Below are 14,861 nucleotides of genomic sequence, written 5' to 3' on the forward strand. Positions count from 1 at the left end.
CAACGCGCCCTGTCCGTGAGGGACATGAGCGCACCGGCGTGGATGAGGAGAGCGCGCGATGGCCGATCCGCGGGAGGTTCGGGAGGTCCTGGCGGACCTGCGGGCCGAGGGTGAGGAAGTGGACGGGCTGGTGGCGGGGCTGCCCGAAGCGGAGTGGGGGCGGGCGACCCCGGCCGCCGGATGGAGCATCGCGCACCAGATCGCGCACCTGTTGTGGACCGACGAGCGGGCCGTGCGGTCCGCGGTCGATCCCGAGGGGTTCGCGCGGGAGGCGCAGGCGGCGCTCACCGCGCCGGAGACGTTCGTGGACGAGGGGGCCGAGCGCGGCGCGCGGCTGGCCCCCGCCGAGCTGCTGGCGCGGTGGCGGGCCGGTCGGGCCGAGCTGCTGGAGGTGCTGGCGGGACGGCCCCGGGGGGAGAAACTGCCGTGGTACGGGCCGCCGATGAGCGTGGCGTCGATGGCCACCGGGCGGCTGATGGAGACCTGGGCGCACGGGCAGGACGTGGCGGACGCGCTGGGGGTGCGGCGGGTGCCGACGGCCCGGTTGCGGCATGTGGCCCGGATCGGGGTGCGGGCCAGGGGCTACGCGTATGCGGTGCACGGACTGACGCCGCCGGCGGAGGAGTTCCGGGTCGAGTTGACGGGGCCGGGCGGCGAGGCGTGGGTGTTCGGGCCGGAGGACGCGGCGCAGCGGGTCAGCGGGCCGGCGCTGGACTTCTGCCTGCTGGTGACGCAGCGGGCGCACCGGGACGACGTCTCGCTGGTGGCGGTGGGGGCGGACGCCGAGCGGTGGTTGGGCATCGCGCAGTCCTTCGCGGGGCCGGCGGGGCCGGGCCGGGCGCCGGGCGAGGTGGTGCGGCGGTGACGGGGCCGGGGAGCGTGGCGCCGTTACGGATCGGGAACGCGTCCGGCTTCTACGGCGACCGGTTCGAGGCCGTGCGGGAGATGCTGACCGGCGGGCCGCTGGACGTGCTGACCGGGGACTACCTGGCCGAGCTGACGATGCTGATCCTCGGGCGGGACCGGCTGAAGGACCCGCGGCTGGGGTACGCCAGGACGTTTCTGCGGCAGTTGGAGGAGGGGCTCGGGCTCGCCGTCGAGCGGGGCGTGAAGATCGTGACTAATGCGGGCGGGCTGAATCCGGCCGGACTCGCGGACGCCGTCAGGGAGTTGAGCGAGCGGGTCGGGGTGCCGGTGCGGGTCGCGCACGTCGAGGGGGACGACCTGGTGGGGCGGGGGTGGGGCGAGGGCGTGCTCACCGCCAATGCCTATCTGGGGGGCGCGGGGATCGCGGCGTGCCTGCGGGCGGGGGCGGATGTCGTGGTCACCGGGCGGGTGACGGACGCGGCGCTGGTCAGCGGGCCGGCCGCGGCGCACTTCGGCTGGGCGGCGGACGACCACGACCGGCTGGCGGGGGCGGTGGTCGCGGGGCATGTGCTGGAGTGCGGGGCGCAGGCGACGGGCGGGAACTACGCGTTCTTCGAGGAGCTGGGCGACGTGCGGCGGCCGGGGTTCCCGCTGGCCGAGGTCCGTGCGGACGGCAGCGCGGTGATCACCAAGCATCCGGGGACCGGGGGAGCGGTGACGGTGGGGACGGTGACGGCCCAGCTGCTCTACGAGACGGCCGGGGCGCGCTATCCGGGGCCGGACGTCACGGCGCGGCTGGACACCGTACGGCTCGCGGCGGACGGGCCGGACCGGGTGCGGATCGAGGGGGTGCGGGGCGAGGCGCCGCCGGCGACGTTGAAGGTCGGGCTGACCCGGATGGGCGGCTGGCGCAACGAGGTGGTGTTCGTGCTCACCGGCCTCGACATCGAGGCCAAGGCCGAGCTGGTGCGCGGGCAGTTGACGGAGGCGCTGGAGCGGGCCGGGTGCCGCCCGAGGGAGGTGACCTGGACGCTGGCGCGCACCGATCACGCCGATGCGGGCGCGCAGGAGGAGGCGAGCGCGCTGCTGCGGCTGGTGGTGCGGGACCCGGAAGCGGAGGCTGTGGGGCGGGCGGTGAGCGGGGCGGCGGTCGAGCTGGCGCTGGCCAGTTACCCGGGCTTCCATGTGACGGCGCCGCCGGGCAAGGGCGCCCCGTACGGGGTGTTCGAGGCGGCGTATGTGCCGGCGGCGGACGTCCGGCAGGTGGCGGTGCTGCCGGACGGGGCGCGGGTGGCGGTCGCGCCCGGGCCCGCCTCGGCGGACGGGCCGGACGCCGTGGCGGGGGAGCTGCCGGAGCCGCTGCCGGACGGGCCGGTCCGGTGGGCCCCGCTGGGACGCGTCGCCGGGGCGCGCAGCGGCGACAAGGGCGGCTCGGCCAACATCGGGGTGTGGGCCCGGACGGCCGACGGCTGGCGCTGGCTGGCGCACGCCCTCACCGTCGAGCGGCTGCGCGAACTCCTGCCGGAGACAGCCGGATTGGCGGTGCGGCGGGAGGTGCTGCCGAATCTGCGGGCGCTGAACTTCACCGTCGAGGGGCTGTTAGGGGCGGGCGTCGCCTCGCAGGCCCGGTTCGACCCGCAGGCCAAGGCACTGGGGGAGTGGCTGCGCTCCCGTCACATGGAGATACCGGAGGTGCTGCTATGACCGTCCTGCGGAGCGGGCTGGACGTGGCCGGTGCCGAGTACGCCGAGCGGCGGGCGGTGATGCTGGAGAAGCTCGGGGAGGTGGCGGCCGAGCATGCCAGGGCGCTCGCCGGCGGGGGCGAGAAGTACGTGGCCCGGCACCGCGGGCGGGGCAAGCTGCCGGCCCGGGAGCGGATCGAGCTGCTGCTGGACCCCGATACGCCGTTCCTGGAGCTGTCGCCGCTCGCCGGCTGGGGCAGCGACTACGCGGTGGGGGCGTCGCTGGTCACCGGCATCGGGGTGGTCGAGGGCGTGGAGTGCCTGATCACCGCCAACGACCCGACGGTGCGCGGCGGGGCGAGCAATCCCTGGACGCTGAAGAAGGCGCTGCGGGCCGATGAGATCGCCCTCGCCAACCGGCTGCCGGTGGTCAGCCTGGTGGAGTCCGGCGGCGCCGACCTGCCGAGCCAGAAGGAGATCTTCATCCCCGGCGGGGCGCTCTTCAAGGACCTGACGCGGCTCTCGGCGGCCGGGATCCCGACGGTCGCGGTGGTCTTCGGCAACTCCACGGCCGGCGGCGCGTACGTCCCCGGGATGTCGGACCACGTGATCATGGTGAAGGAGCGGGCCAAGGTCTTCCTCGGCGGGCCGCCGCTGGTGAAGATGGCGACCGGCGAGGAGAGCGACGACGAGTCGCTGGGCGGGGCGGAGATGCACGCCCGGACGTCGGGGCTGGCCGACTACTTCGCGGTGGACGAGCCGGACGCGCTGCGGCAGGCGCGGCGGGTGGTGGCGCGCCTCAACTGGCGCAAGGCGCACGCCGATCCGGGCCCGGCCGCGCCGCCGGAGTACGACGAGGAGGAGCTGCTCGGCATCGTCCCCGGCGACCTGCGGGCCCCCTTCGACCCGCGCGAGGTGATCGCCCGGATCGTCGACGGCTCGGACTTCGACGAGTTCAAGCCGCTGTACGGGGCGAGTCTGGTGACGGGGTGGGCGGAGCTGCACGGCTATCCGGTCGGGATCCTCGCCAACGCCCAGGGCGTGCTGTTCAGCGCGGAGTCCCAGAAGGCCGCGCAGTTCGTCCAGTTGGCCAACCAGCGGGACATCCCGCTGCTCTTCCTGCACAACACCACCGGCTACATGGTCGGCCGGGAGTACGAGCAGGGCGGCATCATCAAGCACGGCGCGATGATGATCAACGCGGTGTCCAACTCGCGGGTCCCGCATCTGTCGGTCCTGATGGGCGCCTCGTACGGGGCCGGGCACTACGGGATGTGCGGACGGGCCTACGACCCGCGGTTCCTGTTCGCCTGGCCGAGCGCCAAGTCGGCGGTGATGGGCCCGCAGCAGCTCGCCGGCGTCCTCTCGATCGTGGCCCGCGCCTCGGCCGAGGCGAAGGGCCGGCCCTACGACGAGGACGGCGACGCGGCGCTGCGCGCCATGGTGGAGCGGCAGATCGAGGCCGAGTCGCTGCCGATGTTCCTGTCCGGGCGGCTGTACGACGACGGCGTCATCGACCCGCGGGACACCCGTACCGTCCTCGGGCTGTGCCTGTCCGCCGTGCACTCCGCGCCGGTCGAGGGCGCGCGGGGCGGCTTCGGCGTCTTCCGGATGTGAGGGAGGGGATTCCTGTGACAACCAGCGATTCCGCGGCCGCGGCCGCGTCCGGGGCGGCGGGCCCCGTGGAGATCCGTTCGGTGCTGGTCGCCAACCGCGGCGAGATCGCCCGCCGCATCTTCCGCACCTGCCGTGAACTGGGCATCGCCACCGTCGCGGTGTACTCCGACGCGGACGCCGGCGCCGCGCACGTACGGGAGGCGGACGTCGCGGTCCGGCTGCCGGGGGAGGCGCCCGCGGACACCTATCTGCGCGGTGAGCTGCTGGTGAAGGCGGCGCTGGCGGCCGGGGCGGACGCGGTCCACCCGGGGTACGGCTTCCTCTCCGAGAGCGGGGCGTTCGCCGCGGCGGTGGTGGACGCGGGGCTCGTGTGGATCGGGCCGCCGCCGGCCGCCATCGAGGCGATGGCCTCCAAGACCCGCGCCAAGGAACTGATGGCGGCGGCCGGGGTGCCGCTGCTGGCCCCGGTCGACCCGGCCGCGGTCGCCGCCGGGGACCTGCCGCTGCTGGTGAAGGCGGCGGCCGGCGGCGGCGGGCGCGGTATGCGGATCGTTCGCGAACTGGCCTTGCTGGACGGAGAGTTGGTGGCGGCACAGGCGGAGGCCGCGGCTGCGTTCGGGGACGGCGAGGTGTTCGTCGAGCCCTATGTGGAGGGCGGGCGCCATGTCGAGGTGCAGGTCCTCGCCGACGCCCACGGCGACGTCTGGACGCTCGGCACCCGCGACTGCTCGCTCCAGCGGCGCCACCAGAAGGTCGTCGAGGAGGCCCCGGCACCCGGGCTGCCCGACGCGCTCCGGGACACCCTGCTCCGGGCCGCCGCCCAGGCCGCACGGGCCATCGGCTACCGGGGCGCGGGCACCGTCGAGTTCCTGGTGTCGGCCGACGGCCGCGGGTACTTCCTGGAGATGAACACCCGCCTCCAGGTGGAGCACCCGGTCACCGAGGAGATCTACCGGCTCGACCTGGTGGCCCTCCAGATCGCCGTCGCCGAGGGCCGCCCGCTGCCCGCCGCGCTGCCCGAACCGCACGGCCACGCCATCGAGGCCCGGCTCTACGCCGAGGACCCGGCGGCCGGCTGGCAGCCGCAGACCGGCACCGTGCACCGCATCGCCGTACCGGACGGCGTCCGGCTGGACTCCGGGGTGACCGACGGCGACACCGTCACCGTCCACTACGACCCGATGCTGGCCAAGGTGATCGCCTGGGCGCCGACCCGCGCCGAGGCCGTCCGCAAGCTGGCGGGCGCCCTGGAACGGGCCCGGATCCACGGCCTGGTCACCAACCGCGAGCTGCTGGTCCGCTCCCTGCGGCACCCCGAGTTCGCCACCGCCACCGGGCTCGACACCGGCTTCTACGACCGCAACCTCGCCGCCCTCACCGCGCCGGAGACCGCCGGCGACGCCCTGTCCGCACTGGCCGCCGCACTCGCCGACGCATCCGGCCGCTCCCGCTTCGGGGGCTTCCGCAACGTCCCGGCCGGCCCGCAGGTCAAGCGCTACGCCCGCGCGGACACCATCCACGAGATCCGCTACCGGCTCGGGCGGGAGGGCCTGACGGCCGAGGACTACCCCGGCGTCCGGCTGGTCGCCCTGGCCGCCGACGAGGTGGTGCTGGACGTCGACGGGCTGCGGCGGACGTTCGCGGTCGCCCGCCACGGCGACCGGGTCCACGTCGACTCGCCGCTGGGCGCCCGCACCTTCACCGCGCTGCCCCGGTTTCCCGACCCCACCGCCCGTACCGAGCCCGGTTCGCTGCTCGCCCCGATGCCCGGCACGGTCGTCCGGATCGCGGACGGGCTGGCCGAGGGCGACCGCGTGGCGGCCGGCCAGCCGCTGATGTGGCTGGAGGCCATGAAGATGGAGCACAGGATCACCGCACCGGCGGCCGGCACCCTGACCGCCCTCCCCGTCCGGACCGGCCGGCAGGTCGAGGTGGGCACCCTGCTCGCCGTCGTCGCCGACTGAGCCCGGCCGCACCACGGGCGTCCGCACCGGACCGTCCTCGCCATCCGTCATCCGCAGGCACTCACTCACCGCCCCGGGAGCCGTCATGAGCAACGCCCTGAGCAACCCCGTGATCGAGTCCGAGGAGCACCGCGCCCTGCGTGCGGCCGTCGCCGCGCTCGGCGGCCGCTACGGCCGGGAGTACTTCACCACCGTCGTCGCCGAGGGCGCCCACACCGACGCGCTGTGGCAGGAGGCCGCCAAGGCCGGCTACCTCGGTGTCAACCTCCCCGAGGAGTACGGCGGCGGGGGCGCCGGCATCACCGAACTCGCCATCGTCCTCGAGGAGTTGGGCGCCGCCGGCTGCCCCCTGTTGATGCTGGTGGTCTCGCCGGCGATCTGCGGCACGGTCGTCGCCCGCTTCGGCACCGAGCAGCAGAAGCGCGCCTGGCTGCCCGGACTGGCCGACGGCAGCCGCAAGATGGCCTTCGGCATCACCGAACCGGACGCCGGCTCCAACTCCCACCGGATCACCACCACCGCCCGCAGGGAGGGCGGGGACTGGATCCTCAACGGGCGGAAGATCTTCGTCTCCGGAGTGGACATCGCCGACGCGACACTGATCGTCGGCCGCACCGAGGACGCGCGTACCGGCAAGCTCAAGCCCTGCCTGTTCATCGTCCCGCGCGAGACCCCCGGCTTCGGCCGCAGCCCCGTGCAGATGGAACTGGCCGCCCCGGAGAAGCAGTTCGAGCTGACCCTGGACGAGGTGCGGCTGCCGGCCGACGCGCTCGTGGGCGAAGAGGACGCCGGACTGCTCCAGCTCTTCGCCGGCCTCAACCCCGAACGCATCATGACCGCCGCGTTCGCCCTCGGCATGGGCCGCTACGCACTGGCCAGGGCCGTCGACTACGCCCGCACCCGCCAGGTCTGGAAGGAGCCGATCGGCGCCCACCAGGCCCTCGCCCATCCGCTGGCCCAGTGCCACATCGAACTGGAGCTGGCCGCCCTGATGATGCGCAAGGCCGCGCTGCTCTACGACGCCGGCGACGACGTGGCCGCCGGCGAGGCCGCCAACATGGCCAAGTACGCGGCGGCCGAGGCCGCGGTGCACACCGTCGACCAGGCCGTGCACACCCTGGGCGGCAACGGCCTCACCCGGGAATACGGGCTGGCGTCGCTGATCACCGCCGCCCGGGTGGCCCGGATCGCCCCCGTCAGCCGGGAGATGATCCTCAACTACGTCTCCCACCAGTCCCTGGGGCTGCCCAAGTCGTACTGAAGGGGGCGTCGACTGCTGCGTATCTCAACGAGCCTCAACCTTCCTGGTCGTGTACCGGTGGGGCCTGTTCGCAGTCGTGCAGCACACTGGCGGTGGGAGCGGAGTTTCAGTAACGGGCGGTAGATTCACCTCAGTTCACCAAGGCGGCGAGAAGGGAGTGCGCGGTGAAGAAGTTCTGTGCGCGGCCCGGTTTCGTCGTCCAGGCGTATCGGTTCGCGCTCGATCCGAACGCTGTCGTCGAGGCGCGCATGTGGTCGCACTGCGGCGCTGCCCGCGCAGCATCCGACTGGGCTGTTACCTGGGAACACCGGCCCGGCTGACGCTGCGACGGCGTTCGACGACCGCGAGACCGTCGTCAAGCCGAAGCCCGCTCGCTTCGGTGATGTCACGGACCTTCCCGTCCGAAAGGTCGGGAGTGCCGATAGCTGCTGACGCTTTCAGCAACGGAAAGGAGTTCGACGGCCCCATGACGGACGTGGAGCGCGCCCACGAGCGCGGAATCACCACCCTCACCCTCAACTCCCCCCACAACCGCAACGCGCTCTCCACCCGCCTGGTCGCCGCACTGCACCGGGCACTCGCGGACGCGGCCGCCGACGACACCGTCCGGGCCGTGGTGCTCGCCCACACCGGCACCACGTTCTGCGCCGGCGCGGACCTCTCCGAGGCCACCGCGGGCGACGCCAAGGACGGCCCCCTGGGGCTCGCCCGGCTGCTGCGCGCCCTCGTCGAGCTGCCCAAACCGGTCGTCGCCCGGGTCACCGGCCACGTCCGCGCCGGCGGGCTCGGCCTGCTCGGCGCCTGCGACCTCTCCGTCGCGGGCCCGGACGCCACCTTCGCCTTCACCGAGGCACGGCTCGGCCTCGCCCCCGCAGTGATCTCGCTACCCCTGCTGCCCCGGTTGGACGCCCGGGCCGCCGCCCGCTACTACCTCACCGGCGAGCGGTTCGGCCCGGCCGAGGCGGCCCGGATCGGCCTCGTCACCCTCGCCGCCGACGACGTCGACACCGGCCTCGCCCCGCTGCTCGACGGGGTCCGCAAGGGCTCCCCGCAGGGCCTCGCCGAGTCCAAGAAACTGGTCACCGCCGACGTGCTGGCCGCCTTCGACCGCGACACCGACGCGCTCGCCGAACAGTCCGCACGGCTCTTCGCCTCCCCCGAGGCCCGCGAGGGCATGACCGCCTTCCTGGAGCGACGGGACCCGGCATGGGTGCGCTGACCCCGGCCCGCGGAGCCAAGGAGCCCCAGCAGGAACGCAGCCGGGCCACCCGGCTCGGGCTGCTGGAGGCCGCCGTCGCCTGCCTCGCGGAGCGCGGCTGGACCGGCAGCACGGTCTCCGTCGTCGCCGAGCGGGCGGGCGTCTCCCGGGGCGCCGCCCAGCACCACTTCCGCACCCGCGAGGACCTGTTCACCGCGGCCGTCGAGCACGTAGCGGAGAAACGCCAGGGCGCCCTGAGGGACGCCCTGGCACACGACCTGCCGCCGGCCGGCTCCCAGGCCCGCACCCGGCGGATCGTCGAGGAACTGGTCGGCCTCTACACCGGCCCCCTCTTCCGCGCCGCGCTCCACCTGTGGGTGGCGGCCTCCGACGAGGAGCAGCTCCGCGAACGCGTCACCGCCCTGGAGGCCCGGGTGGGCCGTGAGGCGCACCGCACGGCCGTCGCGCTGCTCGCCGCCGACGAGTCCGTCCCCGGCGTCCGGGAGACGGTCCAGGGCCTCCTGGACATGGCCCGCGGCCTGGGCCTGGCGAACCTCCTGACGGACGATTCGGCGCGACGGGTCGGGGTTGTCACGCAATGGGCTGCGATCATCGACACCGTGCTGGCGGGCTCGCGCCCGTAGGGTGCGTTGCCGGCGTTTCCGCCGGGGTTCGCCGCTTGCCGTTTGCGCCTGCGGCGCATTGCGTGTCCGCTGCGCGGGGCTGTTGGGTGCGGTGACGGGCCTCCGGGGCAGGGGGTGTGTCCGGACTGCTGCGCTTTACGTCCGGACACACCCCCTGCCCCTCCGGCCCGTCCCCTCCCGTGGGTGGTCATGAAAACCCGTAGACGGGGCTCCGGTTGCTGGGCTCCTGCGGGCTCTGGACTGACGGGCGGCCGTCCCTCAACGAGTGACCGTCAGCCCTCGACAAGCGACCGTTGGTGGACCACTGAGGCCGGCCCCCACCCACCGTCTTTATGACCCTCAACGGGAGGGGACGGGCCGGAGGGGGTGGTGTGTCGGACGTAAAGCGCAGCAGTCCGACACACCACCCCCGCAGGCCCGTCACCGCACCCAACAGCCCCGCGCAGCGGACCACAATCCCGCCGTCAGGCGGGCACCGCGCCGCAGGCACGACAGGCAAGCGGCGAACCTGCAAGCGGACACGCCGGCTACGTAGGCCGGGCCCTACAGACGAACCATGCCGTCGTAGCCGGCAATATCCCGAGGGCTGCGCGCGCCGGGGCCGACATACCGCGCAGACGGCCGCACAAGGCGGCCGGTCCGCTTCTGTTCGAGGATGTGCGCGCTCCACCCCGCCGTGCGGGCGCAGGTGAACATGGACGTGAACATGTGCGCCGGGACCTCCGCGAAGTCCAGGACGATCGCCGCCCAGAACTCCACGTTGGTGGCCAGCACGCGGTCCGGGCGGCGGTTGTGGAGCTCCTCCAGGGCCGCCTTCTCCAGGGCCTCGGCGACCTCGAAGCGCGGGGCGCCCAGTTCCTTGGCGGTGCGCCGCAGGACCCGCGCCCGCGGGTCCTCCGCGCGGTAGACGCGGTGGCCGAAGCCCATCAGCCGCTCGCCGTTGTCCAGCGCCCGGCGGACGTAGGCGGACGCGTCGCCGGTCCGCTCGATCTCCTCGATCATGCCGAGGACGCGGGACGGTGCGCCGCCGTGCAGCGGGCCGGACATGGCGCCGACCGCCCCGGAGAGCGCCGCGGCGACGTCCGCGCCGGTCGAGGCGACGACCCGGGCGGTGAACGTGGAGGCGTTCATGCCGTGCTCGGCGGCCGAGGTCCAGTAGGCGTCGACGGCCTTGACGTGCTTGGGGTCGGGCTCCCCGCGCCAGCGCTTCATGAAGCGCTCCACGACCGTCTCCGCCTTGTCGATCTCCTTCTGCGGCACCATCGGCAGGCCCTGCCCGCGCGCCGACTGGGCGACGTAGGACAGCGCCATCACCGCGGCCCGGGCGAGGTTGTCGCGGGCGGTCCGCTCGTCGATGTCGAGCAGCGGTTTCAGGCCCCATACGGGCGCCAGCATGGCCAGCGCGGACTGCACGTCCACGCGGATGTCACCCGAGTGCACGGGGATCGGGAACGGCTCGGCGGGCGGCAGCCCCGGCTTGAACGCCCCGTCGACCAGCAGCCCCCAGACGTTCTCGAACGAGACGTGCCCGACGAGATCCTCGATGTCCACCCCGCGGTAGCGGAGCGCGCCGCCTTCCTTGTCGGGTTCGGCGATCTCCGTCTCGAACGCGACGACTCCCTCAAGCCCGGGAACGAAGTCGGACATCAGGCGGCTCCTCAAGATGGGGACGGCAGCCGGCCGGTGACCGGCTGCCGTGCGGTCGAGTCAGTTGCGGCGCCGGTGCGGCTACGCGGCTGCGCCGGGCAGCTCGCGGTCCGTACCGGTCACCCCGGTGATGCCCCGCCGTGGCAGGGGCCACGCGACGGTTCCGCCCACGGGTGGTCGATCCACGGGCGCGGGCCGCCACGTGTGCTGCCCGCGGCGGCCTGAAGACGGACACGATAGCTTCCGGTGTCCGAGGGCCACAGTGGGCCGGGCCATGATTTTGGCGGGTTCATCAGCAGCGGGGAAGCGTGACATCCGGCACACTGGGCGATTTGCCAACGGGAGGGTTACGGCCCGGCGACCGGGGGCAGACTTCCGACCCATCGGGCTGCCCGGCGCGGGCCCGATGCTGCAAGATGAGGCCGTGCATCCCGCCGACATGCCCTCCGCCGACACCCCCGACCCCTCGTCCATGCGCGCGCACTACCGCGCCGAGGGAATCGCCGAGTCCGACCTCGCCGCGAGCCCCTACGACCAGTTCGGACGCTGGTTCAAGGACGCGGCGGCAGCCGGTCTGCACGAGCCGAACGCCATGGTCGTCTCGACGGCGGACGCCGCCGGCCGGCCCAGTTCAAGAACCGTGCTGCTGAAGGCATTCGACGAGCGCGGCTTCGTCTTCTTCACCAACTACACCAGCCGCAAGGGCCGCGACCTGGCCGGGAACCCGCACCTCTCGCTGCTGTTCCCCTGGTATCCGCTGGCCCGCCAGATCGTCGTGATCGGCACCGCCGAGCGCATCGGCCGGGACGAGACCGCCGCCTACTTCCGCACCCGTCCGCACGGCTCCCAACTGGGGGCATGGGCCAGCGAGCAGTCCGCGCCGATCGCCTCGCGCGACGAACTGGAGCGCGCCTACGAGGAGTTGGCGGCCCGCTACCCGGAGGGCGAGCAGGTTCCGGCGCCGCCGCACTGGGGCGGCTACCGCGTCACCCCCGAGAGCATCGAGTTCTGGCAGGGCCGCCTGAACCGCCTCCACGACCGGCTGCGGTACGTCCGCGAGGGTGCGCCGGAGGCCGGCCAGTGGCGGGTGGAGCGCCTCGCGCCGTAACGGGGGATGCCTGCGGGGCCGTTCCCGGCCCTGGACGCAGACGACCCGCGGGCTCTCTCCTCCGCGCCGGTGGCGCGAAGGGCCGGTCGGACGAACCGGCAGCCCGCGGGTCGGGTGACTGCTTGGGATTGGGCCGGCTGCGCATCTGCAGTATGCGCGGATCCGGCGCTGCACTTCGGTGAAGCGTCGGGCTGCTAGCCCGCAGCCACCTCACGCGTCCGGTGCGAAATCATCTGCCGAACCACCTCCCTTCTCGTGTACCCCACACGTTAGGAACTGTCCCGGCGCCGCACAACCGGTTTTTTCCGGGGCCGGAATCCCTGGTGGCGATTTCCGCGAATGGGGTGTGTCCCACGTCACGTTCCAGTTGAATGACCCCACGTGGAGCATGTGCGGCCGCGTTCGTAAGGGGTGCCAGTGACTGCCTCGTCAGCTTCTTCTGCCTCGTCGGCCTCGTCGTCGCAACGGCCGTCGTCCGCCGGCCCGCCCGGCCCGGCGGACGGGTCCGGACCGGCGGCCCCCGGGTCCTTGCGGACCGGCGCCGGCGCTGAGCCCGACCGGCCCCCGGACGCCGACGACTCCGGACTGCTCGCCGCCCTCCTGGACGGCATGGACGCCGCGCTGATGGCCTTCGCCGCGGACGGCACGGTCACCCACTGGAACCACGAGGCCGCGCGCATCCTCGGGTGGACCGCCGAGGAGGCGGTCGGCCGCCCCGGCCTGAAGGGGTGGGCGGTCCGCGCGGAGGACGCCGACGGCGTGCAGTCCGCGCTGACGGCCGCCATGCGCGCCCCGGGCCGTCAGGTGCACGACTTCGCCCTGCTGGCCAAGGACGGCCACCGCGTCCTCGTGCGCACCCAGTCCTCCGCCGTGCGCGCCCCGGACGGGCGGGTCGCCGGGGTCTACTGCGCCTTCGGCGAGTCGCACACCCAGCTCGACCTGGAGCGGGCGGTGGCGCTCAGCGAGGCGCTCTTCGAGGACGCCACCTGGGGCGTGGTGCTGATCGACGCCGACCTGCGCCCCGCGGTCGTCAACGCGCATGCCGCCCGTGTCATCGGCAGGGGCCGTACGGCGCTGCTGGGTCGGCCGCTGGGCGATGTGCTGGCCCAGGGCGTCGAGGAGCTGGAGAACGCCTTCCAGCACGTCCTGGCCGAGGGCACGCCGCCGGCCGTCGCGGAGGTGTGGGTGACGCTGCGGGACGGCGAGGCCGAACTCCCGCGCCGGTGCTGGCGCAGCGGGTTCGTCCGGCTGGCCTCGCCGTTGGCGGAGGAGCCCGTTCCGCTCGGTGTGGCCTGGCTCTTCCAGGACGTCACCGACCTCAAACGGGCCGAACAGGACGGCTCCCTGCTGCGTTTCCGCGCCCACCAGCTGCACCGTGCGGGCCGGGCCGCCGCCGAGTGCCCCGACCCGGCCGAAGCCGCCGCCGTCCACCTGGACTTCGCGCTGGCGGGCTTCGCCGACCACGCCCTGGTGGACCTCGCCCGCACCCCGGCCCCGGCCCCGTACGGCGCGGTGGACGCGGACGCGGCGTGGGACGCGGAGCCGCCGCCCGCCGAGGGAGGCGGTCCCGGTGCCGCGGCGCCGCGGCTGGTGCGGGCGCTGGCCTCCCCGGCGGGCGCGCCCGGCCCCTCGGAGGCCGTCCCGCCGACCGGCATCCCGGTGGCCTACGTCCAGGGCCATCCGGCGCTCCAGGCGTATGTGCGGTGCGGCTCGGTGCGGGCCACCGCCGGCCCGGCCCCGGCCGAGGGCTGGGCGGCCGCCCGCAACTGGCCGGACGGCACGGTCCACGGGCTGTGCGTGGTGCTCCGCAGCCGGGGCCGCACCCTCGGGGTCGCCACCTTCCTGCGGGCGCCCGCCCGCCGCCCCTTCGACCGCGCGGACGCCGACTACGCCGAGGAGGTCGCCGCCCGGATCGCGGCCGCCCTCGACCTCGCGGGGGCGGCGGAGGCGTGAGCGTGCCGGGGGCGCCGGTGCCCGGCGGGCCGGCGCCCCGCCCGCCTGCGCCCGGGGGCCGCCCCGGTCGCTCAGTGCCGGTAGAAGATCCGGTCCGCGTACTCCCGCATCACCCGGTCGTTCCACTCGTGGCCGCCGTCCACGTTGCCCGAGCGCAGCAGCGGCGGCTGCACCCCGCGCTCGGCGAGCGCACCGGCCGCGGTCGCCACCACGGCCTGCATGATCGCGCTGGTGACGACCGTGGAGGCGGGGGCGAACGGCGCCTCGATGCCGGGCAGCGTCAGCTCCGCGTCGCCGACCGGGATCCGGCTGTCCAGGACGATGTCGCAGTGGTCCCTGAGGTGGCTGCCCGAGGAGTGCCGGGACTTGGTGGCGTCCGCGTAGGCCACCGACGTCAGGCCGATGACCTTGATGCCGAGGGCCCGAGCGTTGATCGCCATCTCGACCGGCAGCGCGTTCCGCCCCGAGAGCGAGATGATCACCAGGACGTCGCCGCGCTCCAGCGGACTGGTGTCCAGCACCGCCCCGGCCAGCCCGTCGACCCGCTCCAGTGCGCTGCCGAGCGTCGCCGGGCGGACGTCCACACCGACGACCCCGGGGACGGCGAGGAGGTTCATGACCGCCAGTCCGCCGGCGCGGTAGACGGTGTCCTGGGCGGGCAGCGAGGAGTGCCCGGCCCCGAAGGAGAAGACCCGGCCGCCCGCCTCCACGGTGTCCGCGATCATCCGCCCGGCCGCCGCGATCCGGTCCGCCTCCGCGTCGCGGACCTGGCGCAGCAGGTCGATGGCGGCGTCGAAGTACCGCCCGGCCAGCCCCTCGCTCCGGTCGCTCTCAGCCATTGCCGCGGGCCCCTCTCGTCGCGTCTGGATGGGATCCGGGGCGGACGGAACCGGCGCGTCGGCGCCCCGTCGTCGCCTCGT

12 protein-coding genes are annotated in these 14,861 nt (G+C 74.3%); 10 read left to right on the forward strand and 2 right to left on the reverse strand.

Features of this window, described 5'->3' with window-relative positions; translation table 11 throughout:
• The first annotated feature begins 58 nt into the window (after positions 1–58).
• From K2224_RS09810 to K2224_RS09845, 8 genes are all read left to right on the forward strand, one after another.
• Complete coding sequence (locus K2224_RS09810) at positions 59–865, forward strand: TIGR03084 family metal-binding protein (protein WP_221906195.1); 807 nt, start codon at positions 59–61, stop codon at positions 863–865.
• Positions 862–2,571, forward strand: a complete 1,710-nt coding sequence (locus K2224_RS09815) for an acyclic terpene utilization AtuA family protein (RefSeq protein WP_221906196.1) — start codon at positions 862–864, stop codon at positions 2,569–2,571. The genes K2224_RS09810 and K2224_RS09815 overlap by 4 nt, the downstream gene beginning before the upstream one ends.
• Positions 2,568–4,166 carry an acyl-CoA carboxylase subunit beta gene (locus K2224_RS09820; protein ID WP_221906197.1) on the forward strand — a complete coding sequence of 533 codons (1,599 nt, stop codon included), beginning with the start codon at positions 2,568–2,570 and terminating at the stop codon, positions 4,164–4,166. The genes K2224_RS09815 and K2224_RS09820 overlap by 4 nt, the downstream gene beginning before the upstream one ends.
• Positions 4,167–4,180: 14 nt before the next feature.
• A complete protein-coding gene (locus K2224_RS09825) occupies positions 4,181–6,130 on the forward strand; it encodes a biotin carboxylase N-terminal domain-containing protein (RefSeq protein WP_260692450.1) in 1,950 nt (649 codons plus the stop codon).
• Between the two features lie 85 nt (positions 6,131–6,215).
• Positions 6,216–7,391 carry an acyl-CoA dehydrogenase family protein gene (locus K2224_RS09830; protein WP_221906198.1) on the forward strand — a complete coding sequence of 392 codons (1,176 nt, stop codon included), beginning with the start codon at positions 6,216–6,218 and terminating at the stop codon, positions 7,389–7,391.
• 164 nt (positions 7,392–7,555) lie between these two features.
• Positions 7,556–7,711, forward strand: a complete 156-nt coding sequence (locus K2224_RS09835) for a hypothetical protein (protein WP_221909971.1) — start codon at positions 7,556–7,558, stop codon at positions 7,709–7,711.
• A 146-nt stretch (positions 7,712–7,857) separates the two neighbouring features.
• Positions 7,858–8,610 (forward strand): enoyl-CoA hydratase family protein, encoded by a 753-nt coding sequence (locus K2224_RS09840; protein ID WP_221906199.1) that lies wholly within the window; start codon positions 7,858–7,860, stop codon positions 8,608–8,610.
• On the forward strand, positions 8,598–9,233 hold the full coding sequence (locus tag K2224_RS09845; protein ID WP_221906200.1) for a TetR/AcrR family transcriptional regulator: 636 nt from the start codon (positions 8,598–8,600) through the stop codon (positions 9,231–9,233). The genes K2224_RS09840 and K2224_RS09845 overlap by 13 nt, the downstream gene beginning before the upstream one ends.
• Positions 9,234–9,776: 543 nt before the next feature.
• Here the strand turns inward: K2224_RS09845 and K2224_RS09850 are convergent.
• On the reverse strand, positions 9,777–10,880 hold the full coding sequence (locus K2224_RS09850) for a citrate synthase 2 (RefSeq protein ID WP_221906201.1): 1,104 nt from the start codon (positions 10,878–10,880) through the stop codon (positions 9,777–9,779).
• A 472-nt stretch (positions 10,881–11,352) separates the two neighbouring features.
• Between K2224_RS09850 and pdxH the strand changes: the two genes are divergently transcribed.
• Both pdxH and K2224_RS09860 read left to right on the forward strand, forming a co-directional pair.
• Complete coding sequence (pdxH, locus tag K2224_RS09855) at positions 11,353–11,988, forward strand: pyridoxamine 5'-phosphate oxidase (protein ID WP_221909546.1); 636 nt, start codon at positions 11,353–11,355, stop codon at positions 11,986–11,988.
• 609 nt (positions 11,989–12,597) lie between these two features.
• On the forward strand, positions 12,598–13,941 hold the full coding sequence (locus K2224_RS09860; protein WP_399019997.1) for a PAS domain-containing protein: 1,344 nt from the start codon (positions 12,598–12,600) through the stop codon (positions 13,939–13,941).
• 71 nt (positions 13,942–14,012) lie between these two features.
• Here K2224_RS09860 and K2224_RS09865 read toward each other — a convergent pair whose 3' ends face one another.
• A complete protein-coding gene (locus K2224_RS09865; protein ID WP_221906203.1) occupies positions 14,013–14,780 on the reverse strand; it encodes an SIS domain-containing protein in 768 nt (255 codons plus the stop codon).
• Positions 14,781–14,861 lie beyond the last annotated feature (81 nt).

It is taken from the genome of Streptomyces sp. BHT-5-2, from assembly GCF_019774615.1.
In the GTDB taxonomy this organism is placed as follows: Bacteria; Actinomycetota; Actinomycetes; order Streptomycetales; family Streptomycetaceae; genus Streptomyces.

Excerpts from the sequence above, each read along its gene's own strand:
- K2224_RS09810 (WP_221906195.1), top strand. The coding sequence starts at position 59 with ATGGCCGATCCGCGGGAGGTTCGGGAGGTCCTGGCGGACCTGCGGGCC.
- K2224_RS09820 (WP_221906197.1), top strand. The coding sequence starts at position 2,568 with ATGACCGTCCTGCGGAGCGGGCTGGACGTGGCCGGTGCCGAGTACGCC.
- K2224_RS09830 (WP_221906198.1), top strand. The coding sequence starts at position 6,216 with ATGAGCAACGCCCTGAGCAACCCCGTGATCGAGTCCGAGGAGCACCGC.
- K2224_RS09840 (WP_221906199.1), top strand. The coding sequence starts at position 7,858 with ATGACGGACGTGGAGCGCGCCCACGAGCGCGGAATCACCACCCTCACC.
- K2224_RS09845 (WP_221906200.1), top strand. The coding sequence starts at position 8,598 with ATGGGTGCGCTGACCCCGGCCCGCGGAGCCAAGGAGCCCCAGCAGGAA.
- K2224_RS09850 (WP_221906201.1), bottom strand. The coding sequence starts at position 10,880 with ATGTCCGACTTCGTTCCCGGGCTTGAGGGAGTCGTCGCGTTCGAGACG.
- pdxH (WP_221909546.1), top strand. The coding sequence starts at position 11,353 with ATGCGCGCGCACTACCGCGCCGAGGGAATCGCCGAGTCCGACCTCGCC.
- K2224_RS09860 (WP_399019997.1), top strand. The coding sequence starts at position 12,598 with ATGGACGCCGCGCTGATGGCCTTCGCCGCGGACGGCACGGTCACCCAC.
- K2224_RS09865 (WP_221906203.1), bottom strand. The coding sequence starts at position 14,780 with ATGGCTGAGAGCGACCGGAGCGAGGGGCTGGCCGGGCGGTACTTCGAC.